The organism is Paraburkholderia sp. SIMBA_054, from assembly GCF_046534875.1.
GTDB classification, from domain to species: domain Bacteria; phylum Pseudomonadota; class Gammaproteobacteria; order Burkholderiales; family Burkholderiaceae; genus Paraburkholderia; species Paraburkholderia hospita.
Genome location: NZ_JAWRXV010000007.1, coordinates 75,637 through 92,482, shown reverse-complemented (window position 1 = coordinate 92,482; position 16,846 = coordinate 75,637). Strand labels below are relative to the sequence as shown.

14 protein-coding genes are annotated in these 16,846 nt (G+C 59.9%); 7 read left to right on the top strand and 7 right to left on the bottom strand.

Going from position 1 to position 16,846, the window contains the following annotated elements; all coding sequences use genetic code 11:
* Positions 1 to 4 precede the first annotated feature (4 nt).
* Complete coding sequence (locus SB822_RS10650; RefSeq protein ID WP_410854622.1) at positions 5 to 874, bottom strand: MaoC family dehydratase N-terminal domain-containing protein; 870 nt, start codon at positions 872 to 874, stop codon at positions 5 to 7.
* A gap of 106 nt (positions 875 to 980) precedes the next feature.
* Positions 981 to 1,892 carry a LysR substrate-binding domain-containing protein gene (locus tag SB822_RS10645; RefSeq protein WP_079502702.1) on the bottom strand — a complete coding sequence of 304 codons (912 nt, stop codon included), beginning with the start codon at positions 1,890 to 1,892 and terminating at the stop codon, positions 981 to 983.
* Positions 1,893 to 2,173: 281 nt separating this feature from the next.
* Between SB822_RS10645 and pruA the strand changes: the two genes are divergently transcribed.
* The 3 genes from pruA to SB822_RS10630 all read left to right on the top strand — a co-directional run bounded on the left by pruA (position 2,174) and on the right by SB822_RS10630 (position 6,239).
* On the top strand, positions 2,174 to 3,727 hold the full coding sequence (gene pruA, locus SB822_RS10640) for an L-glutamate gamma-semialdehyde dehydrogenase (RefSeq protein ID WP_410854621.1): 1,554 nt from the start codon (positions 2,174 to 2,176) through the stop codon (positions 3,725 to 3,727).
* 80 nt (positions 3,728 to 3,807) lie between these two features.
* Positions 3,808 to 5,022 (top strand): pyridoxal phosphate-dependent aminotransferase, encoded by a 1,215-nt coding sequence (locus SB822_RS10635; protein ID WP_410854620.1) that lies wholly within the window; start codon positions 3,808 to 3,810, stop codon positions 5,020 to 5,022.
* Positions 5,023 to 5,078: 56 nt separating this feature from the next.
* On the top strand, positions 5,079 to 6,239 hold the full coding sequence (locus SB822_RS10630) for an NAD(P)/FAD-dependent oxidoreductase (protein ID WP_410854619.1): 1,161 nt from the start codon (positions 5,079 to 5,081) through the stop codon (positions 6,237 to 6,239).
* 14 nt (positions 6,240 to 6,253) lie between these two features.
* On the opposite strand, the gene SB822_RS10625 is transcribed toward SB822_RS10630, so the two are convergent.
* From SB822_RS10625 to SB822_RS10615, 3 genes are all read right to left on the bottom strand, one after another.
* Positions 6,254 to 7,021: a helix-turn-helix domain-containing protein gene (locus SB822_RS10625; RefSeq protein WP_007579252.1), complete on the bottom strand. Its 768-nt coding sequence runs from the start codon at positions 7,019 to 7,021 to the stop codon at positions 6,254 to 6,256.
* Between the two features lie 119 nt (positions 7,022 to 7,140).
* Positions 7,141 to 7,746 (bottom strand): thiamine pyrophosphate-dependent enzyme, encoded by a 606-nt coding sequence (locus tag SB822_RS10620; protein ID WP_007579253.1) that lies wholly within the window; start codon positions 7,744 to 7,746, stop codon positions 7,141 to 7,143.
* 8 nt (positions 7,747 to 7,754) lie between these two features.
* Positions 7,755 to 8,342: a thiamine pyrophosphate-binding protein gene (locus tag SB822_RS10615; protein WP_007749193.1), complete on the bottom strand. Its 588-nt coding sequence runs from the start codon at positions 8,340 to 8,342 to the stop codon at positions 7,755 to 7,757.
* A 195-nt stretch (positions 8,343 to 8,537) separates the two neighbouring features.
* On the opposite strand from SB822_RS10615, the gene SB822_RS10610 reads away from it, so the two are divergent.
* From SB822_RS10610 to SB822_RS10600, 3 genes are all read left to right on the top strand, one after another.
* Complete coding sequence (locus SB822_RS10610; protein ID WP_410854618.1) at positions 8,538 to 9,287, top strand: electron transfer flavoprotein subunit beta/FixA family protein; 750 nt, start codon at positions 8,538 to 8,540, stop codon at positions 9,285 to 9,287.
* Between the two features lie 26 nt (positions 9,288 to 9,313).
* Positions 9,314 to 10,258, top strand: coding sequence for an electron transfer flavoprotein subunit alpha/FixB family protein (locus SB822_RS10605; RefSeq protein WP_410854617.1), 945 nt, complete (start codon positions 9,314 to 9,316; stop codon positions 10,256 to 10,258).
* A 1,084-nt stretch (positions 10,259 to 11,342) separates the two neighbouring features.
* Positions 11,343 to 12,896 carry a serine hydrolase gene (locus SB822_RS10600; RefSeq protein ID WP_410854616.1) on the top strand — a complete coding sequence of 518 codons (1,554 nt, stop codon included), beginning with the start codon at positions 11,343 to 11,345 and terminating at the stop codon, positions 12,894 to 12,896.
* 141 nt (positions 12,897 to 13,037) lie between these two features.
* On the opposite strand, the gene ald is transcribed toward SB822_RS10600, so the two are convergent.
* Positions 13,038 to 14,156 (bottom strand): alanine dehydrogenase, encoded by a 1,119-nt coding sequence (gene ald, locus SB822_RS10595; RefSeq protein WP_114223432.1) that lies wholly within the window; start codon positions 14,154 to 14,156, stop codon positions 13,038 to 13,040.
* 465 nt (positions 14,157 to 14,621) lie between these two features.
* On the opposite strand from ald, the gene SB822_RS10590 reads away from it, so the two are divergent.
* Positions 14,622 to 15,149, top strand: a complete 528-nt coding sequence (locus tag SB822_RS10590; protein WP_410854615.1) for a DUF3574 domain-containing protein — start codon at positions 14,622 to 14,624, stop codon at positions 15,147 to 15,149.
* A gap of 502 nt (positions 15,150 to 15,651) precedes the next feature.
* Here SB822_RS10590 and SB822_RS10585 read toward each other — a convergent pair.
* Positions 15,652 to 16,734, bottom strand: a complete 1,083-nt coding sequence (locus SB822_RS10585; RefSeq protein WP_079502713.1) for an alkene reductase — start codon at positions 16,732 to 16,734, stop codon at positions 15,652 to 15,654.
* Between the last annotated feature and the right edge of the window lie 112 nt (positions 16,735 to 16,846).

Here is a 16,846-nt window from a genome sequence, read left to right as displayed (position 1 = left end):
ATGTTCAAAGGGCAATTGCCGATGCCCGTAGCTTTGCGGTCGCTTCGACGCACAGAACGCCGGCCTCATTGACTGCCCACAATCGGACTTCGTCCGAGTCAGGCAGACGCGCAGCACAGACCTGAAAAGGTGCGTTGTCGAAAAGAGGATTCACCGCCTTGAACGAGAACGATGCGACGTCCTCGTCCGGTGCACTACGCGTCACGAGATCGACCAGGAGAGTTGCGGTGAGCGGGCCGTGTACGACGAGTGCGGGATAACCTTCCTGGCTGGTTGCATACGCCCGGTCGTAGTGAATGCGATGACCGTTGAACGTGTCTGCCGAATAGCGGAACAGCAGAACCGGGTCAGGGACTATCGTCCGGCTCCACGTCGTTTCGACCGGGGCCAGCGGGCTTGTCGCGGGCGTGAAAGGCTCGTCCGCGGCTTCGCGATAGACGACATCCTGTTCCTCGGAGATGAGCGGCCCTTCGCAATCTTCGAGTTCGTGGCGGATGCGAACAAACACCAGCTTTCCGCTTCGACCGTCCTTGCTCGCGACGTCGATAATCTGAGACGTGCGCGTCACCTGGCTACCGACCACAACGGGGCGCTCGAACCGGACCCGGCTTCCCGCCCACATGCGCCTGGGTAGCGGAATGGGTGGAAGGAACCCGCCGCGCTGCGGATGCCCGTCTGCGCTGATATGCGATTGCGTCGCGATATGTGGAAAAAGAGCCCAGTGCCAAAGAGGGGGCAACGTTTCCCCCGCCTTCGGCGCACGTTCGTAGTCCAACGTCGCGGCCAACTGTTGGGCAAGGCGAGGGGAGACCAGCTCACTCTCGGTCTGCGTGCGGCCGATCCATGAGCGCAGGTGATCGTTGTTGGAGGGCATTTGCAGTCCTTTAGCGTCAGTCACAATAGATTGACGCACCGGACCGCTGACTACAATTTGTGTGTGGAGAAGGGGGCTTTAAGCAGAGCCTAACTGGTTGCTGATGTCAGGCTTGCACCGTGCCAGCGCACTTCTGGGTCAGTTGATCGACAAGTTCGCGCGCGAACGAGGGGAGGAGATCGAGACTGCGCACGCAAATGAGCAGGTCGCGGGTTGCCCATTCATCTTCAATCTCGACCAGACGGATCTGCATGGTCTTCGCGTAGCGTATGGCCGAAGACCTTGGCAATACGCCGATACCGACATTTGCTTCGATCATCCGGCAGAGCGCTTCAAAATTTCCAACTTCGATTCGCACGTGCAGCTTCGTATGCAGATCGCTGGCGACACGGATCAGAAATGTGTGGATTGCACTGGCCTCGGGCAACCCGACGAAGTCATAGTTCGCAACGTCGCGAAATGGCGTCGATTCACGTTCGGCCAATGGATGCGAGGTCGAGACAGCGAGTATCAGGCGATCTGATCGATAGGGAAGTGTCTGTAGCGACTCGGGACGTACATTGCCCGCAACGATACCCACGTCTGCCGTGCCTTCGCTGACGGCGCGCACGATATCGTGACTCAGACGCTCGCGGAGATCGATGTTGACGTCAGGATGACTCGCCAGATAGTCCCTCAGATCATTCGGCAGGAACTCGGTCGTGGCCGTCGTGTTGGCGAAAATGCGGACATGCCCCTTAACGCCGCGCGCATATTCCTGCATGTCACCGCGCAACTGTTCAAGTTGCGACAGCACGAGCCGCGCGTGATGCAAGAACGCCTGTCCGGGCGGAGTAAGCGTGACCCCCTGGCTCGTTCGATAGAGCAGCTTCGTGCCCATGCTCTCTTCGAGGTTCTTGATGCGCGTGCTCGCTGCCGGGACCGACATGTGAAACCGTTCCGCTCCTCGCGTCAGGCTGTCGGTCTCCGCGATGCAGGTAATCAGGCGAAGATCGACAAGATCGAAGTGCATGCCCATTTTGCGTGTCCTGAAAAGTCTCGTTGCTTTTTCATGGTCTACCAAGTGACGAAAAACCGCAATACCTAATTCTTTGTACGAGCAGGATAGCGGCGACTTTTTCCTTATCAGGCGCAGTTTAATTGGGAGTGGTATTCGTACATTGTTTTATGACTGTGCAAATTTCCGCAGAAAATCGTGGAGGCAGATCAAGACGACTGGTTTTTCGCCCGGGACAATCAATGAACGGAAGCGCGCCTCGTCGAGCGCTGCGACCAGAATCATTCAACCTGGAGAATGCAATGTTGATTGCGCCGTACAAGAACGAGCCGTTCGATCTCTACGACACCGATAGCGCGAAGGCCGAGATGCAGCAGGCATTGAAAAAGGTGCATGCCGAGTTCGGTCAGACTTATCCGCTCATCGTCAATGGCGAACGGATTCAGACGTTGGAAAAGCTGACGTCGACGAACCCGTCGAATCCTTCGGAAGTCGTCGGATATACGGCGAAAGCAACGAAAGAACATGCCGACGCGGCCCTCAACGCTGCGTGGCAGGCATTCGAATCGTGGAAACGGTGGACCCAGGAAGACCGTAGCCGGGTGATGCTGAAGGCCGCCGCGATCATGCGCCGCCGCAAGCGCGAGCTCGAAGCATGGCTCGTCTACGAGATCGGCAAGAACTATGTCGAAGCGAGCGCCGAAGTCGCCGAAATGATCGACTTCACCGAATACTATGCCCGACAGGCGCTGAAGCACATGGGTGGCTTGGGTTCGCTGATCCACTACCCGGGAGAGGAGAACGAAAGTTTCTACATTCCGCTGGGTGCAGGGGTGACGATCTCGCCCTGGAATTTCCCGATGGCGCTTATGACGGGCATGACGGTGGGCGCGATCGTCGTCGGCAATACGCTCGTTTGCAAGCCAGCCGAGGACACGATCGTGTCGTTGGCAAAGATCTTCGATATCTTCGCCGAGGCGGGTCTGCCGCCGGGCGTTGTGAACTATCTTCCGGGCACGGGTCGCGATATCGGTTCCTATCTCGTCGCGCATCCCAAGACGCGCTTCATCAACTTCACCGGATCGCTCGCAACTGGAGCGCAGATCAACGAGTCGGCAGCGAAACTCGCGGATGGCCAGCGGTGGTTCAAGCGCGTGTTTCTGGAACTGGGCGGGAAGGATGCAATCCTCGTTGACGAAACCGCGAATCTCGACGACGCGGCTGCAGCCGTCATTCAGGCGGCGTTCGGCTATTCAGGCCAGAAGTGTTCAGCCTGCTCGCGCCTGATCGTGGTCGACTCCGTCTACGATGCGTTGCTGGAGAAGGTCGTCGCAAAGGCGAAGGAACTGGTCGTGGCGCAGGCGCAGGACAACCCGAGTTTCGGTCCGGTCTGCAACGAATTGCAGTACAAGAAGGTACTATCCTACATCGAAGTGGGTCGCAGCGAGGGCAAGCTGCTCACAGGCGGCAAGGCTGTCGAAGGCGCGGCTGGGTACCTTATCGAACCGACGATTTTCGGCGATGTCTTGCCGAAAGCACGCATTGCACAGGAAGAGGTGTTCGGTCCGTTTGTCGCTGCGATTCGGGTGAAGGACTTTGAGGAAGGACTGGCCGTCGTCAACGACACGGTGTATGGACTGACGGGGGCACTGTTCTCGAACGACCGCGCGCGGATCGAACGTGCACGCAGGGACTTCCACGTGGGCAATCTGTACTTCAATCGCAAGTGCACGGGTGCGCTGGTTGGCATTCAGCCATTCGGCGGTTTCAACCTCACGGGCACCGACACCAAGACGGGTGGTCCTGACTATCTGCTGCAATTCCTGCAGATGAAGGCAGTCGCCGAGCGCCTGTAATCACAGGCGAAAGTCGGAGCGTCGCTTCTATGGCGCTCCGAGCACACGTCTCTTGTCACTCACAAACGGAAAACACGAGAATGGGTTTCATCGCAGACCGCATTGGCCAGATTGCGCCCGCGCAAACAATGGCAATGGCGGCGAAGGCGGCCGAACTGCGCCGCGCTGGAAAGAATGTGATTTCCCTGTCCCAGGGTGAACCGGATTTCCACACGCCCGCGAACATCCAGGAAGCTGCTATCAGGGCGATGCGGAACGGAAAGACCCGCTACACGGAAGCAGCCGGTACGCGGGAATTACGTGAAGCTATCGCAGCGAAGCTGAAGATCGACAACGGCCTTGCGTATGCGGCCGACGCAATCAGTGTGTCGGTAGGCGCCAAGCAGGCGATCTTTGCTGCTTTCTTCGCAACGCTGAACGCCGGCGACGAAGTGATCGTTCCCGCTCCGTGTTGGGTCTCCTATCCGGAGATCGTCAAGATGTCCGGAGGGACGCCTGTCGTTGTGACCTGCGGCGAAGAATCCGGTTTCAAGCTGACGGCGGCACAACTGGAGGCGTCGATCACGCCGAAGACTAAATGGCTGATGCTCAACTCGCCGTCAAACCCGACGGGCGCAGTGTATTCGGCTGAAGAACTACAGGCGCTCGCAGAAGTCCTGCGGCGTCACGAGCATGTGTGGGTGCTGTCTGACGACATCTACGAGAAACTCGTCTACACGTCGCGGCCGTTTGTGAACATCCTGAACGTGGCGCCCGACCTCTACGACCGAACGTTGGTCATCAACGGTGTCTCGAAGGTCTATTCGATGACGGGCTGGCGGATCGGATATTCAGCCGCACCGAAGGCGCTGATCCAGGCCATGAACCTCGTGCAGGGGCAAATCATCACGAGTGCGTCTTCTGTGTCGCAGTACGCTGCGTTGGAGGCCCTGACGGGCGACCAGTCGTTCGTGGCAGCGTCGCTGGCAGCGTTTGATGAGCGACGCAATCGCGTGGTGAACGGGCTGCGCGAGATCCAGGGCTTGCGGGTGCACGAACCGGAAGGCGCGTTCTACGCATTTGTGGGTTGCCACGGCGTGCTGGGCCGTCGCACTGCGACCGGAAAGCTGCTCACCACGGATCAGGACTTCGTCCTGTATCTGCTTGAGGATGCAAATGTCGCAGTGGTGTCCGGCTCGGGTTTCCTGCTGTCGCCCTATTTCCGGCTGTCGTATGCGGCGTCGGTCGAAGAATTGAACGAGGCACTCGGCCGAATCCGGTCCGCGTGTGAATCCCTTGAGGCTGTGACAGCCTGAACCATTGCTGCATCACGGTGGCTACCGAAGGTCATTCGTGCGGTTAAAGGTAAATCATGAGTGAACGTGTCGTAATTGTCGGCGGCGGCGCCATTGGCTGTTCCATCGCCTACTTCCTGAGCCAGCAATCCGCTGATCGGGAAATCTGGGTCATCGAGCGAGACCCCACCTACCAGAAAGCCTCGTCGGCGCTTTCGGCGAGTTCCATTCGACAACAGTTCTCTACGCCGGTTTGCATCGAGTTGTCGCAGTTCGGCTACGAGTTCTTCGCAACGTGCGAGCGCGAAAAGACACGGTATGGCGCGGGCGTCGATCTCGTGGACTGCGGATACCTGTTCCTCGGTAATGAGCAACAGGAAGAAGCGCTGCGGCGGCGCAGTGTGCTCTCCAGGTCGCTCGGCGTGAACCTGCGCGAATACACGCCCGATGCCCTAAAGGAACGTTACCCCTGGATCAACGCCGACGACCTGGCCTACGCCGTCGAAGGACTGGGCGGAGAAGGGTGGTTCGACGGTTATAGCGTCATGCAATGGTTCCGCAATCGTGCACGCGAAGCGCGGGTTCACTTCGTGACTGGAGAAGCTGTTCGGTATCGAACAGCGCGCGAGCGGATCACGCACGTCGAACTGTCCGACGGCAGGGAGATCGCAGGGGATGTGTTTGTCAATGCGGCCGGTGCGTGGTGTGCGCCGTTGGCTCGCTCGCTAGGCGTTGAGCTGCCTGTGCGTGCGCGAAGGCGCTCTGCTTTTGTCGTGTCTTGCCCGACGCCGATAGCGGATCTCCCGATCCTGATCGATACGTCAGGCGTTTATCTGCGTCGCGAGCAGAATCACTTTCTTTGTATCGTATCGCCAACTGCTGAACAGGACCTTGACGACTTGCCGCTCGATGCGAATTTTGCCGAATTCGAAGAGATCATCTGGCCGGCTCTGGCGGAACGAATCTCTGCGTTCGAGGCATTACGTATCGAACACACCTGGGCAGGCTATTACGAGTACAACTACCTGGACCATAACGGCCTCGTCGGGCAGATGGGGCCGGAGAACTCATACGTGGCAGCAGGATTCAGCGGTCACGGCATGATGCATAGTCCCGGCGTAGGACGAGGCATGGCGGAATTGCTTGGCTTTGGCGAGTTCCGCACCATTGACCTGTCGTCGTTGTCGCCGGCTCGACTGTCCTCCGGCAATCTGATCGTCGAAGAGGGCGTCTACTGACGGAAGCCCGCACATCAGTGCGGGTTCAGGCCGCGCCCTCGAACGTTCCGGTACTGCCGGGGTGTGAGGTGCGTGGCCGTTTTGAATTGCCGGGTGAATGCACTATGGTCGGCATATCCGCACTCGCCCGCAATATCCGTAATGCTGCGGTCCGTTGTCTCAAGAAGCTTGCATGCGTGATCGACGCGAAGCTTCATGAGCATCTGCTTTGGCGTGAGATGAAAGACTTCGCGCGAAAGCCTCTCCAACGTGTCGACCGATATCGACGCACGCTCGGCGACTTCACTGACGAGAATGTTCTGTCCGAGGTTTCCCTCAAGATACTCGAGATAGGCCTGCAAGCGCCTGTAGCCGTGATGACGCTCGTCCGGCCTCGGCAGATCGCGGGAAATGCCAATCAAGCCTATAGCGTGTCCGCGGTCGTCGAGAACGGGGAATTTGGAGCTGAGACACCAGTACCGATGTCCTGACGCTGTCGAGTAAAGACGCAGCCGTTCAAGAATGGGTGCACGGCTTTCGATGACGCCGAGATCCTGTGCATTCGTGCTCGCACCCGTTACCGGAAACAGTTGGTCGGCAGTCTTCCCGACTACTTCGTCGCGCTGAAGGCCGCTGCGCTCGATCAGCGTTTGATTGAACGAGAGATAGCGCGCCTCCGCGTCCTTGATGTAGTAAAGGACATCCGGCAAGCAATCGAACACGCGTGCCAGCAAATCGGGCTGCCTGTCCAGTTGTTTCAGTACCTCAACCAACATATCGGAGAAGACCTTCGGGGGCGGCATGGAGTCAGCGTCTAGGTCACGTTGACTCCGATTGTACAGGCTCGAAAAAATTGAACCGGAACGGAAAAAGGCGGGCAGCGTACGCTGGCCCGCCCCGCGATAGGCGCTACCGCCAGAACTTACTGACTCGCGTGTGCGGCGCTTCCGAGCAACGCTTCACGGAAGCGGCTGCGCAGCCATGGGCCGTCGCGCGGGGGAAGGCTGGTCGGTTCTGGATCGGTGCCAACCTTGACCGTTGCCAGGACCGGGCCCGTGGCTTTCAGAATGACGTCGACGAACTCCTCGAGTTCTCGCTCGCGTTCGATCGTTGCCGCGTTTTCGAAGCCTGCCGCGCGCGCGATGGCGGTGATGTCAACGCCACGCCCGGCGTGCGCCAGTTGCATTCCCGTTTCGGCGTAGTGTTCGTTATCGATGACGACGATGGACAGGTTCGACGGTTTGTCGACACCGACCGTCGCGAGCGACCCGAGGCCCATCATCATTTCACCGTCGCCGACGAATACGACGACGCGCTTTTTCGGTTGTGCCAGCGCGACGCCGAGGCCGAACGTCACGGCACCGCCCATTGCACCCCATAGATAGAAGTTCTGAGGGGTGTCGCCGGCGGCGGCGACATCGAACGTCGGATTGCCGAGGCTCGTTACAACAAGGACGTCCTGCTGTCGATCGCGGAGGATCCGCTTCACCGCCAGCCGACGGTTCAAGGGCTTCGTCTGCTGTGTCATGTCTGTACTCACTTTTTGAAGTTCTTGGTGCCGATCACACGCTGTCCGATGAGGACGGCAACCATACGGGAGGTGTTGTAGCCGAAGTTCAGCGCTGCCTGGACGGTTTCCGCGACGTCGTCCGCATCGTCGGCGCGGTAGACGTAGACACCTGCCGACTCGAGTGCGTCCTGCGTCGACTTTCCCATCGCAACTTGCCACGGATTGAATTCGCCCCACTCGCCGCGCATGGTGACGAGCATGACGATGGGCATGCGACATTCGTGCTGCAGGGAAAGCATGTTGATGCAGTTGCCTACACCGCTCGATTGCAAAAGCAGTACGCCACGTTGCCCGCCGACCCAGGCGCCGCCCATCATGGCAACGCCTTCTTCTTCGGTAGTAAGCGAAACGGCGTGGATCTCCGCATCTTCTTCGCAAAGGTTGATCAGGCGTTTGTGTCCCGCGTCAGGCACATACGCGACTTGCCGCACATCAGCGGCTTTGAAATGCTCGAAGATTGCTTCAGGCCAGGTAACGGACATGGTGTCGAAATCACGTTGATGAGTTGAAAAGGGACGCGACGTCAGTTGTTGTATCGACGCGTCGTCATGCATTACAGCGTGCCCTGGCGACACCATTCACTCAATTTGTGATTCCGGAAGGCGTGGTTAGCTTCAGGTTAACGATTCTGTCTCTGGTGATTGGGCTTAAAAGCGTTCGAGTCGTTGAAACGCGCCGTTTGTGAATGGCGAATTCCGTCTACCGGCGGTAGTGAGCAAACTTGTCACCAACCTGATTGGAGGATGCTCATGAAAATTGTGGTGCCAGTCAAACGTGTCATCGATTACAACGTGAAGGTCCGCGTGAAGTCGGACAACACGGGCGTCGACATCGCGAATGTGAAGATGTCGATGAATCCGTTCGACGAAATCGCCGTCGAGGAAGCCGTGCGTCTGCGGGAAGCGGGCGTGGCGACGGAAGTGATCGCTGTGTCGGCGGGCGTGACGCAATGTCAGGAAACGCTGCGCACGGCGCTGGCGATCGGTGCGGACCGCGCGATCCTGATCGAATCGGGTGAAGACCTGCAGCCGCTGGCTGTGGCGAAGCTGCTCAAGGCGCTGGTCGACAGGGAACAGCCGCAACTGGTGATTCTCGGTAAGCAGGCCATCGACGACGATTCCAATCAGACGGGCCAGATGCTCGCTGCGCTGGCGAATCTCCCGCAGGCGACGTTTGCATCGAAGGTTGTGGTGGCGGATGGCAAGGCGACGGTGTCGCGTGAAGTCGATGGTGGTGCGGAAACGTTGTCGCTGACGTTGCCCGCAGTCATCACAACCGATCTGCGCCTGAACGAGCCGCGCTACGTGACGCTGCCGAACATCATGAAGGCGAAGAAGAAGCCGCTCGAAATCGTGAGGCCCGAAGACCTTGACGTCGATGTCACGCCACGTCTGAAGACGCTGAAGGTCAGCGAGCCGCCGAAGCGCTCGTCTGGCTTGAAGGTGGCCGATGTGAAGACGCTGGTCGAGAAGCTGAAGACCGAAGCCAAAGTGCTTTGATCTACGGACACGCGGAGACGAATGAAATGACGATTCTGGTAATTGCTGAACACGACAACGCGGCGCTGAAGGCAGCGACGCTCAATACGGTTGCTGCCGCGCACGCAGTTTGCACATCCGTCGGTGGCGAGGTTCATGTGCTGGTGGCGGGTCACAACGCGCAAGGCGCGGCTGAAGCGGCTGCGAAGGTGGCAGGCGTGGCGAAGGTGCTGCTCGCTGACGCGCCGCAACTGGCAGCAGGCCTCGCGGAAAACGTCGAGGCGACGGTGCTGAACATCGCGAAGGATTACTCGCACATCCTCGCGCCGGCTACGGCTTACGGTAAGAACATCGCACCGCGTATCGCGGCGAAGCTCGACGTCGCGCAGATCAGCGACATCACGGCAGTTGATTCGGCCGATACCTTTGAGCGCCCGATCTACGCTGGCAATGCGATTGCGATCGTGCAATCTCAAGATTCCATCAAGGTCATCACGGTTCGATCGACGGGCTTTGATCCGGTTGCAGCGGAAGGTGGCAGCGCATCGGTCGAGAAGATCGAAGCGGCAGCCGATACGGGCATCTCGCAGTTCGTGAGCCGTGAAGTGACGAAGCTGGATCGTCCGGAACTGACGTCGGCGCATGTCATTGTGTCGGGCGGTCGTGGTCTGGGCAGCGGCGAGAACTACACGAAAGTGCTGGAGCCACTGGCCGACAAGCTCGGCGCGGCAATGGGCGCATCGCGCGCAGCCGTCGATGCTGGCTACGTGCCGAACGACTATCAGGTCGGTCAAACCGGCAAGATCGTCGCGCCGCAGCTTTACATCGCGGTCGGCATCTCCGGCGCGATCCAGCATCTGGCTGGCATGAAGGACTCGAAGGTGATCGTCGCAATCAACAAGGACGAAGAAGCGCCGATCTTCAGCGTCGCAGATTATGGCCTCGTCGGCGATCTGTTTGCGGTCGTGCCAGAGCTGGTAGCCGGCATCTGAACTCCTTGAGATTTCAGCCCTTTCACTGAAGGAGGAGCCTTTGGATATCTCAACTCAGATCCGGCAAAACGCCGCGAATGCGGTCAATGCAGAGGACGCAGACATTTGGCGATGGTTTGCAGGCCTGGTCGAGGAGCGTCGTATCCGTTGGTGCCTTGCTGACGGCAGCTGGTTGGTGAGTGTCGATCACAGGCACGTTGCGACGGACGAAAATTTTGATCACGCGATACGAGCCGCCCGGCTGAGCAGTCGACGATGGGACGAAAAGGCGAATCGCACGTTACCACGACGAAGCGTGGCATAGAGCGGCGGAAAGCTTCAGAGCGCGCATGCATCTCCGATGTTCGCGTGTGAGAGCGCGAGCCTTTTGCCCGGTATTCCCGGGCTTTTTTTCGCAAACGTACCGTTGTGGACGCAAGACGTTCCTAACTCCGCAGCGGTTACGGATTACGGGTAAGTGTCAGTCAATCGTGGCGCATGGAGGTGGGCGATGAGTTTCCGTGAAGGATCCTTGCGATCAGTGGTGGAGAAATGGTTTGGTGCCGGGTCAAATGCACGCGCACGAGTCACGCGATCCAGGCACATCCGATGCAAACAGTGGAGGTGCGTCCGTGTCGAGGCCACACGTTCTGCCGGCACGCTTGAACTTATCTTTTTTCGACACGCAGACGGCTCGTGGTGCGTGTTTCCGCCAGATACCAGACGATTGACGATGGACGTCTCCAAATTGGCTCAGGTTTGGCGTGTGCCATGCGAGACCGATTGATCCCGACAGTGCGCCGATAAGAGCTCCGGAGATCGGCGGCACCCTGCGTTGCCTGACCCCTTTATGCTCATCAATTTTGACGATGCAGCCCAAAATGAACTGCAGAAAGAACGAAAGACAATCAGCACAGCCGTGACTTGAACCGACAAATTGGCCACGCCTGCTCGAGTGAGGAGGACCAAAATGTCGAGCCTACTCGAACGTTGGGCTTTCAACTCCGTTCGGCGATGATCTATAACTGAAAGCCGGGCGCGGCGAGCACGACAGCGGCGTCGGCACGACCCTTCGACCGCGGCAGCAGTCATCCGGAGATGTGGCATGACCTCAGGGCAAGGACGGCGGCGCTTTCTCGGCGCCGCGATGTGCGGGGCCGTCGCTGCGTGCGGCGGCTCCAGCGATTCGGCCAGCGGCAGCAATAGCGCTAACGCGGAAGCACCCGTACCCGGCGCGCAGATCGATGCCGCCATCGCGCAACTCGACACGCTCGCCAACAACCTGATGACGTCCACAGGCGTGCCCGGCATGTCGGTCGCCGTCGTGCGCAATCTTCAGACGGTCTACGCGAAGGGCTTCGGCACGCGGCTCCTTGGTTCGGGACTCGCCGTCGATCCCGACACGGTGTTTCAGATCGCGTCGCTGTCGAAGCCGGTCGGCTCGATGGTGGTCGCGCATCAGATCGGCATCGGCACGGTGTCATGGGACACGCCCGTGCGCGCGCATCTGCCGTGGTTCACGCTGTCGGACGCGGATGTGAGCGCGCAAGTCTCCATCGGCGACTTGTACTCGCACCGCTCGGGCTTGCCGGATCACGCGGGCGATCTGCTGGAGGACATGGGCTACGACCAGACGACGATCTTGCAGCGCCTGCGCTCTCTGCCGCTTGCGCCGTTTCGCCGCTCGTACGCCTACACGAACTTCGGTCTGACAGCGGGCGCGATTTCAGTGGCATCGGCGGCGGGCGTCGATTGGGCGACCCTGTCGGAGCAAACGCTCTATCAGCCGCTCGGCATGGCGAGCACGAGCTCGCGCTACGCCGATTTCATTGCGCGCGCGAACCGGGCCACCGGCCACGTGAAGCGCAACGGCCAATGGGTGATCGGCCTCGGTTCGATGCCCGACGCGCAATCGCCTGCTGGCGGCGTCAGCTCTTCTGCAAACGACATGGCGAAGTGGCTCGCCATGATGCTCGGCAACGGTGTCTTCAACGGCAATCGCCTCGTCGATGCGACGGCGCTCAATGCAGCGATCAGCCCGCAATCGCAGACGGCCCCGGCGGGCAACGGGCAGAGCGCGAGCTACTATGGCTTCGGCTTCAACGTCGGCACGACGGCGGCGGGCCGTGCGAGCTATAGCCATTCGGGCGCATTCGGCGCGGGAGCAGCGACGAACTTCGTCGTGGTGCCTTCGACGGGCTGCGCAATCGTGGTGCTCACCAATGGCTGGCCGATCGGCGTTCCCGAAACGCTCACCGCGCAGTTCTTCGATCTCGTGCAGTTCGGCTCGATCCAGCGCGACTGGTTCAAGCTCTATAACGACGCGTTAGCCGGTCTCGCCAGGCCAGCGGGCTCGCTCGTCGGCGTAGCGCCGCCCGTGTCGCCATTCCCGGCGCGCGCGCTTTCCACGTACACGGGCACCTACAACAACGACTACTACGGGCCAGCGCAGATCAGCGACGCGGGCGGATCGCTGCTTTTGACGATCGGCGCAACGCCATTGCGCTTGCCGCTGTCGCACTGGGACGGCGATACCTTCACGTTCACGCTCGTCAACGAAAACGCTGCACCTGGGACGATTTCGAAGGTGTCGTTCCTGAGCAATCAGGTGACGCTCGAGTACTACAACGCGGAAGGGCTGGGCACGTTTGCGCGTTGATCGTCCCTTTTTCCCGATCGATACTGCCGAAGATGATTTCACGGACGAGGCGGCCCGTGCCCGTCGTCTGCCCGAACGGCAGCGAACCACCGACGGCCAGCGGTCGCCACCATCGTTCGATAACCGAGCTTCATCTCTGGACTATCCAGCGGCGACGACGCCTGCGTCTTCACAAGCGTAGCCAAGTGCTTCGGCGACTTCAGGACAGGTCACCGCGCCGAACGCCACATTCAGGCCGCGACGGAGATGCTCGTCGTCGGTGAGCGCCTTGCGCCAGCCTTTGTCCGCGATCTGCAGGACGAAAGGCAGTGTCGCGTTGTTCAGCGCGTAGGTGGACGTGCGCGGCACGCCTCCCGGCATGTTCGCCACGCAGTAATGCACGATCTCGCCGACCTTGTACGTCGGTTCAGCGTGCGTCGTGGCACGTGCTGTTTCGCAGCATCCGCCCTGATCGATGGCGACATCGACGATCGCGGAACCCGGACGCATCGCTTCGACCATCTTGCGCGTCACCAGCTTGGGCGCGGCCGCGCCGGGCACCAGCACACCGCCAATCACGAGGTCGGCATCGAGCACGTGTTGTTCGATGTTGTCCTGATTCGAATACACGGTGATCACGCGCGCGCCAAGCAGGCGGTCCATGCGCCGCAACACGTCGACGTTGCGGTCGATCACAACGACCTGCGCACCCGTGCCGACGGCGATCTGCGCCGCGTTCGAGCCGACCACGCCGCCGCCGAGAATGACGATTCTCGCGGACGGCACGCCCGCCACGCCGCCGAGCAAGATGCCCTTGCCGCCGTGAGCGCGCTCCAGGCAAAACGCTCCCGCCTGAATCGACATGCGCCCCGCGACTTCGGACATCGGCGCAAGCAGTGGCAGTCCGCCAGCGGGCTGAGTGACGGTTTCGTACGCGATGCAGACTGCTTTGCTTCTCACGAGATCGGCGCACTGCTGCGGGTCGGGTGCGAGGTGCAGGTAGGTGAAGAGAACCTGTCCGTCGCGCAGCATCGCGCGCTCGACAGCTTGCGGCTCTTTGACCTTGACGATCATGTCGGCGGCCGCAAAGACCGCCTCGGCGCCAGGCAGCACTTCTGCACCTGCTGTTCTGTACGCATCGTCGGATGCGCCGATGCCACTGCCCGCACCCGTCTCCACGCTGACCTTGTGTCCGTGTGCAATGATCTCCCGCACGGATGACGGCGTGAGGCCGACGCGATATTCGTGGTTCTTGATCTCCTTCGGAACGCCTATATGCATATTGCCTCCTGTGTGAACTGCATGTCTCACGCGAAATTATTTGATTTATGCGATTCGTAAGACGCTCACCCGAACCCGCGAGCCGCTGGCGCGGGAGGGTTTAGCCGACGCTAACGCACGCAGGTTGCGACGGATGCATCGAAACGGATGCGTGCGGGAATCGGGGGCGGCACGCATGAGGCGCGCCGGCATGCCCGCCGGTGTATAGGGCTGCAGGCAGCAATTCCAAAAATAATATCGATGGTCTGGCAGTGGTTGTTAATGTAATTTTGTTCTGTTTTGGTTGAAACGCCTGTGGCGACCTGTCAGCGTCGCCGAGGCGAGACGCGATTGAACGAGCGTCCGAGACAGACGCTGGACTACGAACGCCAGCCCCACGGTTCCAGCAAACTATTGCGTCCATCGGTTGAATCCACCAGCTGCCCCGTCGGCACTTTGAACAGCTCATTTCGAAAAGAAATCACCATGCAGACTTTCCGGACCAGGATGCTCGCTGCGTCGTTGTCGTTCGTTACGCTTACCGCTTGCCAGGTGAGCAGTCATCCCATGCAGATTGGCGCGGCTGCGAACGGACCCGGCGGCGACGTTGCGACCGGCGGTGCCGCAGCAGTTGTCGGCGCATCGGATGCAGCGCGTTCGGCACAATCGCTGTGCGGCAAAATCAATGGCACGAAGGAAATCGCCGCCGACCTGTTCTTCGGCCGCGACGTGAAGGGAGGACGTCCCGTTTCCGACGCGGAGATCAGGCAGTTTCTCGCGGACGTCGTGACACCACGCTTTCCCGGCGGCTTCACCACGTGGCACACGCAGGGTCAATGGCTAGACAGGGACACGCGGCACGTCGTGCGAGAAGATGGCTTCGTCGTGAATATCGTCGCGACGGGCACGCAGGACACGCTAGATTATCTCGGCGAGATTCGCCGCGAGTACATCAAGCGGTTCCGTCAACAGGCAGTCGGCCTCGTGCTGACGGATGCGTGCGCGTCTTTTTGATGTGCATGGCGCCGCGCACGGTGAGTCCACGCGCCGTGTCGTCGATTTGTCGATGTCGGCACGACGCTCTAAAGCGAATACGAATACGACAGGCGTTCGGCTTGGCGGGTAGACGAATTGACAGTACCGTGAGCAAGCTGTTGAAGTCGTGGGCCACACGCTTCCATGCCGACCACGCACGGTTCAAGCTTCGCGAAATACCGGAGTACTTCTGTGCGTCTCAACTACTTGCGCACAAGAAGGCGACCTTGCGAATCCACTCCGTCAAGCTGCAACCCATTCTTGGCCAGATCCAGTCCAACAGTTGCTATCTTCATGATGAACGCTCCTTTTCCGTGGGCATCACGACCTGCCCACTCTGGCATGAATCTCTCGCCGTTTAGCGGGAGTCGTCCATCACATCAGAACCCCGGCGCGGACACGTCGATCGGCAGTCAACTGGATGCGGGACGGGCCGCGCCTTTGCGCGTTCAAGCAGTTACCTCTTTTGTTCCGCGGACTTCTATCCGCCCGCGGCTTCAGCGATTTCACCAAGCAACGGGTAGTCGTTATAGCCCGCTTCGTCGTCCGCATAGATCGTTTCCGGGTTGATCGCATTCAGCGCCGCGCCGCGTCGGAATCGTTCCACCAGATCGGGATTGGCGACAAAGGGACGTCCAAATGCCGCAGCGTCGCCTTCTCCGCGTTGAATAGCCTGCTCCCCGCTTTCCTTCGTCAGTCCTTCGTTGAGAATATACGCGCCATTGAAGACGCGCCGCACGTCACGCCCGATGCGCTGATCGCCACGATCGAGCGACTCGCGCGCAAAGATGAACGCGATGTGGCGTGCGTTCAGTTGCTCGGCGACATAGCGGAACAGCGCGCGCGGATTCGAGTCGTGCATCGAATACGAGCTCGACATCAGATTCAGATGCACACCGACCCGATTGGCGGGCCACACGGTGAGCAGCGCGTCGACGGCTTCGAGAAGAAAGCGTGCGCGGTTTTCAATCGAGCCGCCATAGCGATCCGTCCGTTCGTTCGAGCCGTCATGAAGGAACTGATCAAAGAGATAGCCATTCGCCGCATGCAGCTCGACGCCATCGAAACCGGCACGTTTCGCATTCTCTGCGCCACGCCGGAAATCTTCGACGATGCCGGGAATCTCATCCGTCTCCAACGCGCGCGGCACCGAATAAGCGCGCATTGGACGAATTCGCGTTACATGGCCTTCCGGGGCGATGGCGCTCGGAGCGACGGGCGCTTGCCCGTGATGGTAGACCGGGTCGGAGACGCGGCCGACGTGCCACAGTTGCGACACAATCAGGCCGCCGTTGGCGTGAACCGCCGAGGTGACTTTCTTCCATCCTTCGACCTGCTTCTCGCTCCAGATGCCCGGCGTGTTCGGGTAGCCAACACCCTGCTGCGTCACGGACGTGGCTTCAGTGATGATCAGCCCAGCGCTCGCGCGCAGCGCGTAATGCTGCGCGTTGAGTGGACCGGGCGCGCGTTCGTCGAAGGCTCGCATGCGGGTAAGCGGTGCCATGATGATGCGATTCGGCAGTTTCAGTGCGCCGATCTGGATCGGATCGAAGAGTGTGGACATTGCGTGAACCTCGTCTGGATATTCAATGAGATGCGGCAATGCGCGGTTGGCGAGCAATTGCCATCCCATATCCACGCATTACAACCCGCCTTGATGTAACTAATGTTGTTAC

Coding starts and splice junctions, on each gene's coding strand:
- ald (WP_114223432.1), bottom strand. CDS start 14,156: ATGCATATAGGCGTTCCGAAGGAGATCAAGAACCACGAATATCGCGTC.
- SB822_RS10605 (WP_410854617.1), top strand. CDS start 9,314: ATGACGATTCTGGTAATTGCTGAACACGACAACGCGGCGCTGAAGGCA.
- SB822_RS10625 (WP_007579252.1), bottom strand. CDS start 7,021: ATGCCGCCCCCGAAGGTCTTCTCCGATATGTTGGTTGAGGTACTGAAA.
- SB822_RS10650 (WP_410854622.1), bottom strand. CDS start 874: ATGCCCTCCAACAACGATCACCTGCGCTCATGGATCGGCCGCACGCAG.
- SB822_RS10620 (WP_007579253.1), bottom strand. CDS start 7,746: ATGACACAGCAGACGAAGCCCTTGAACCGTCGGCTGGCGGTGAAGCGG.
- SB822_RS10600 (WP_410854616.1), top strand. CDS start 11,343: ATGACCTCAGGGCAAGGACGGCGGCGCTTTCTCGGCGCCGCGATGTGC.
- SB822_RS10590 (WP_410854615.1), top strand. CDS start 14,622: ATGCAGACTTTCCGGACCAGGATGCTCGCTGCGTCGTTGTCGTTCGTT.
- SB822_RS10585 (WP_079502713.1), bottom strand. CDS start 16,734: ATGTCCACACTCTTCGATCCGATCCAGATCGGCGCACTGAAACTGCCG.
- SB822_RS10630 (WP_410854619.1), top strand. CDS start 5,079: ATGAGTGAACGTGTCGTAATTGTCGGCGGCGGCGCCATTGGCTGTTCC.
- SB822_RS10615 (WP_007749193.1), bottom strand. CDS start 8,342: ATGCATGACGACGCGTCGATACAACAACTGACGTCGCGTCCCTTTTCA.
- SB822_RS10635 (WP_410854620.1), top strand. CDS start 3,808: ATGGGTTTCATCGCAGACCGCATTGGCCAGATTGCGCCCGCGCAAACA.
- pruA (WP_410854621.1), top strand. CDS start 2,174: ATGTTGATTGCGCCGTACAAGAACGAGCCGTTCGATCTCTACGACACC.
- SB822_RS10645 (WP_079502702.1), bottom strand. CDS start 1,892: ATGGGCATGCACTTCGATCTTGTCGATCTTCGCCTGATTACCTGCATC.
- SB822_RS10610 (WP_410854618.1), top strand. CDS start 8,538: ATGAAAATTGTGGTGCCAGTCAAACGTGTCATCGATTACAACGTGAAG.